The organism is Vibrio brasiliensis LMG 20546, from assembly GCF_000189255.1.
Classification (GTDB): Bacteria; Pseudomonadota; Gammaproteobacteria; order Enterobacterales; family Vibrionaceae; genus Vibrio; species Vibrio brasiliensis.
In genome coordinates this window covers 1-4,397 of sequence record NZ_AEVS01000098.1, presented here as the reverse complement: position 1 = coordinate 4,397, position 4,397 = coordinate 1, and the positions used below count along the sequence as shown (strand labels likewise).

Annotated in this window: 7 protein-coding genes; 2 read left to right on the top strand and 5 right to left on the bottom strand. The window is 45.2% G+C overall.

What is annotated here, in order from left to right; genetic code table 11:
• The first annotated feature begins 135 nt into the window (after positions 1 to 135).
• Positions 136 to 453: a DUF3622 domain-containing protein gene (locus RH46_RS18570; RefSeq protein WP_006881061.1), complete on the top strand. Its 318-nt coding sequence runs from the start codon at positions 136 to 138 to the stop codon at positions 451 to 453.
• Between the two features lie 62 nt (positions 454 to 515).
• Here RH46_RS18570 and RH46_RS18565 read toward each other — a convergent pair whose 3' ends face one another.
• The 5 genes from RH46_RS18565 to purM form a co-directional block, all read right to left on the bottom strand.
• Entirely contained in the window at positions 516 to 707 is a 192-nt protein-coding gene (locus RH46_RS18565) for a DUF4250 domain-containing protein (protein WP_006881060.1), read from the bottom strand.
• Positions 707 to 913, bottom strand: a complete 207-nt coding sequence (locus RH46_RS18560; protein WP_006881059.1) for a YaeP family protein — start codon at positions 911 to 913, stop codon at positions 707 to 709. Before RH46_RS18560 ends, RH46_RS18565 begins: the two co-directional genes overlap by 1 nt.
• Positions 914 to 1,032: 119 nt before the next feature.
• The gene (locus tag RH46_RS18555) at positions 1,033 to 1,698 is read right to left on the bottom strand and encodes a tellurite resistance TerB family protein (protein ID WP_006881058.1); all 666 of its coding nucleotides are present in this window, start codon (positions 1,696 to 1,698) and stop codon (positions 1,033 to 1,035) included.
• 120 nt (positions 1,699 to 1,818) lie between these two features.
• Positions 1,819 to 2,460: a phosphoribosylglycinamide formyltransferase gene (gene purN, locus RH46_RS18550; protein WP_006881057.1), complete on the bottom strand. Its 642-nt coding sequence runs from the start codon at positions 2,458 to 2,460 to the stop codon at positions 1,819 to 1,821.
• Between the two features lie 2 nt (positions 2,461 to 2,462).
• Positions 2,463 to 3,503 carry a phosphoribosylformylglycinamidine cyclo-ligase gene (gene purM, locus RH46_RS18545; RefSeq protein ID WP_006881056.1) on the bottom strand — a complete coding sequence of 347 codons (1,041 nt, stop codon included), beginning with the start codon at positions 3,501 to 3,503 and terminating at the stop codon, positions 2,463 to 2,465.
• Between the two features lie 176 nt (positions 3,504 to 3,679).
• Here purM and upp point away from each other — a divergent pair, with 176 nt between their 5' ends.
• Positions 3,680 to 4,306 (top strand): uracil phosphoribosyltransferase, encoded by a 627-nt coding sequence (upp, locus tag RH46_RS18540; protein ID WP_006881055.1) that lies wholly within the window; start codon positions 3,680 to 3,682, stop codon positions 4,304 to 4,306.
• Positions 4,307 to 4,397: the final 91 nt, after the last annotated feature.

Below are 4,397 nucleotides of genomic sequence, written 5' to 3'. Positions count from 1 at the left end.
TAAAAAACTTGCAGCGTTACGCGCTCTTTTATGCTCTAATACCGCGCTTACCAAGGGATGGTGTTAAACAGCTCAGCTTAGATGGAGTTATCAAGTTGACCGAATCCCTGATTAATCCCTTAGGAAATGAATTAAATGTCTAAAAATCCAAAATTTGCTATTCGCACTACTGAAAAACGTAACGGCTGGTCTGCTGAAATCACTCGTCAGGTGACTTCTCGTAAGACGGTTGTTTCTAAGCGTGAAATGGGTTTTGAAAGCCAAGAGCTAGCTCAAGAGTGGGCTGAGAAAGAACTTGCTGGCTTCGTAAAAAACCAGGCAGAGCGCAACGATCGTAAAGCTGTACAACGTCAAGAGCGTTTAGAGCGCGAAGCTCGTCTGGCACGTGAAGCTGAAGAGAAAAAAGCACGTCGTCTGGCTGAGCGTGAAGCACAAGCTGATGACGAAGAGTAATTGCTACTCTTAGTTGAAAAAAACCGCCAATCGGCGGTTTTTTTGTATCTGGAAACGGGCGGTTATCGAAACTGGCCTGCGTCCGGTAGGAAGTCAAAACCAGCGGTCGCGAGTTTAGCTTGCAATGCGGCTTTATCGATATCGAAATAAGCAACCAGCTTGTCGAGATCGCCACCGAAATCATCACGCAATTTCATGTTGACGATACTCATCAGCATAATTGGGTCCATCGACTCAAAATTAGCTAAGTTCATTACTTATCCTCAAAATCTGAAATCAGCAGGTTTGCAGCAGCAAACGCCGCTTTTTCACGCGCTTCCATAGGTAGCGATTCATCCGCTGCAATGTCGTTTAGTGCTTTGATAGCACATGAGATAGCTTGAGGGATGTAAGCTTGATCACCACTACCGATCTGAGCGTAGAGCTCACGAATCAAATCACAACAGCCGTATACTTGCATGGCTTTAACTCCAATAAATAATAACTGCTGTAAAATATACACAGTCGCTTAAAGAAACTCAAAGCACCAAGTTGTCCTAGCTCAAGAGTTACTAGTGGCTGTTGGATATCTGCTCAATGTCATGCCCCTTGAAGCTGTTGCTCAAGCTGAAAAGTCACTTCTGGTGACAGTTGTAACTGTTTAGCCAGCTCTTGCAGGTAAGCCTTTTCCATAAAGTTCTGCTCATCGACCACGATTAATGAAGCGAGATAAATCTCAGATGCTTGTTGAGGTGACTGTGCTAAACGAGCCACTTCCACAGGGTCGAGAGGTTTGTTCAGTTCAGCATGAAGCAGGCTTTGTAACTGTAGGTCAGCACCTGCTTGTTTAAGCGTACTTTCGATGCGCTCCATCTCTTGTTGATCAACATGACCATCCGCTTTTGCAGCGGCAATCATGGCCTTGATGATCAGTTCACTGTGGATGTTGTCGCTGGAATCGAAGCTATCTTGTTGAGTCGCTTGATTTGAACCGTCCGGATTTTTGCTCTGATAGTCGTTATAAACTTTGTAGGCGAGTGCCCCTAAGGCTGCGACACCGCCAATCTTTAGCGCATTTTTGCCGACTTTCTTACCCAGTTTTTTACTTTTCTTTGAACCCATTAGCAGGCTAACTAAACCGCCACCGACGGCGCCTGCACCCAGTGACTTAAGAGTCCCAGAGTTAGATTGCTGTTTGATCTGCTGCTGGCCCTGTTTGACAAGGTCTGAGTTAAGTGCCTGATTGAGTAAACCTTTTAGATCCATATTGAGCCTCCGTTATTTATAACGACGATAACAGGGTGAATATGAATAGAAGATTAATGTTAAAGTGCAGAGATAAAAAAGACGAGCACTGAGCTCGCCTTATCGATTGTTGCTGGTGGTTTAGTCTTCAGCGTAACCGTGGATACCGAGTAAGTTACCATCCAGGTAGGCTTCTTTGCCGTCTTTCATTTGCAGACGTTCTTCAACTAACCATTTTACGACCATAGGGTAGATACGGTGCTCTTGAGTCTGAACACGCTCAGTTAAGCTTTCAACACTGTCTTCATCGAAGATTGGCACTTTTGCTTGCAGAATAACCGGACCACCGTCAAGTTGTTCTGTTACGAAATGAACACTAGTACCGTGTTCTTCGTCGCCTGCGTGAATAGCACGCTGGTAGGTATTCAAACCAGGGTATTTAGGTAGTAGAGAAGGGTGGATGTTGATCATTCGACCCATGTAGTGGCGAACGAATTCGCCACTTAGAATACGCATGTAGCCAGCGAGTACGATGACATCAGGTTTGTATTCATCGATCTGCTTCATCAATTCATGATCAAAAGCATCGCGGGTATCGAAGCTTTTAGGATCAAGGAAGTGCGCTCCGGCACCAGCCTTTTTAGCACGCTCTAGCGCATACGCTTCAGCCTTGTTTGAAAACACGGCTGTGACGCGGCCGCCAGTAATGCTGGTCTCACAAGCATCAATGATTGCCTGTAAGTTTGAGCCATTTCCTGATACTAAAACAACGATACTTTTCATACTTATTTGATCTCTACCTGTTCTTCACCAGCTTGAGCATCAGCGATTTCACCAATTACCCATGCGTTTTCGCCTTCAGCTTTCAATAGCTCGACAGCAGCGTCTGCCTGATCTTTAGGTAGAGCAACAACAAGACCAACACCACAGTTAAATGTACGGTACATCTCGTGAGTTGTTACGTTGCCTTTTTCCTGTAGCCATTTGAAGATGATTGGCCACTCCCAGCTGTTGCCATCAACAACGGCTTTAGTACCTTGAGGAAGAACGCGTGGAATATTTTCCCAGAAACCACCACCTGTGATGTGAGAAATAGCATGAATATCGTGCTTCTCAATCATCTTAAGTGCTGATTTGATGTAAATTTTAGTTGGCTCTAGCAGGTGCTCGCCGATAGTGCGACCTGCAAGTTCTTCGTTCTTATCTGCACCGGATACTTCCAGGATCTTGCGGATAAGTGAGTAGCCGTTTGAGTGTGGGCCACTAGAACCTACTGCGATTAGTGCATCACCAGCAGCAACCTTAGTGCCATCGATAACGTCTTCTTTTTCTACTACGCCAACACAGAAGCCTGCTACGTCGTAGTCTTCGCCTTCGTACATGCCTGGCATTTCAGCAGTCTCGCCACCAATCAGGGCACAACCAGCCTGAACACAGCCGTCAGCAATACCTGATACCACGTCTGCAGCCGTATCAACATCCAGTTTGCCTGTCGCGTAGTAGTCGAGGAAGAATAGTGGCTCTGCGCCTTGAACGATAAGGTCGTTAACACACATTGCAACAAGGTCGACACCGATGGTGTCATGCTTTTTCATATCCAAAGCAAGACGCAGTTTAGTCCCTACACCGTCAGTACCTGATACCAATACTGGTTGCTTATATTTAGTTGGTAGTTCACACAATGCGCCAAAACCACCAATTCCACCCATTACTTCTGGGCGACGTGTACGTTTTACAGCACCTTTGATACGGTCAACAAGCGCGTTGCCTGCATCGATATCAACGCCAGCGTCTTTATAGCTAAGAGATGTGTTATCAGCACTCACAGGGAAGTCCTCGGTTTTAAGTTGGATATGAAAACGGCGCTATTCTAACAGTGGATAAACCTATATAGCAAACGTTTGCGCAAGTTTTTTCTTTTGCTCTATGACAAGAAATTGAGAACGAAATCGTTTATAATCTGGAGGTTTGTTTAAATTTTACCTTATATCCGGAGATGGAAATGAAAGTTGTTGAAGTAAAACACCCTCTTGTGAAGCACAAACTTGGTCTAATGAGAGAAGGTGATATCAGCACTAAGCGCTTTCGTGAGCTAGCAACAGAAGTTGGTAGCCTATTAACATATGAAGCGACAGCGGATTTTGAAACGGAAAAAGTGACCATTGAAGGTTGGAACGGTCCTGTTGAAGTAGACCAAATCAAAGGTAAAAAAGTAACAGTAGTGCCAATCCTACGTGCTGGTCTGGGCATGATGGACGGTGTTCTTGAGCACATGCCAAGTGCACGTATCAGTGTTGTTGGTATCTACCGTGACGAAGAAACGCTAGAGCCAGTACCATACTTCAATAAGCTTGCGTCTAACATGGACGAGCGTATTGCTCTTGTTGTAGACCCAATGCTAGCAACTGGCGGCTCTATGATCGCAACTATCGACCTACTAAAAGAGAAAGGTTGTAAAGCTATCAAGGTTCTTGTTCTTGTTGCTGCACCAGAAGGTATTGAAGCTCTAGAAAAAGCACACCCAGATGTAGAGCTATACACTGCGGCAATCGATGAAAAGCTAAACGACAAAGGCTACATCGTTCCTGGTCTGGGCGACGCTGGCGACAAGATCTTCGGTACGCTATAAGCGACGATGTTAAGTTATTGAGAAGAGAGCCTTTGGGCTCTCTTTTTTTGTCCTACGAAAATCTATAACGTTGCGCTCCGAGAATCGAGAC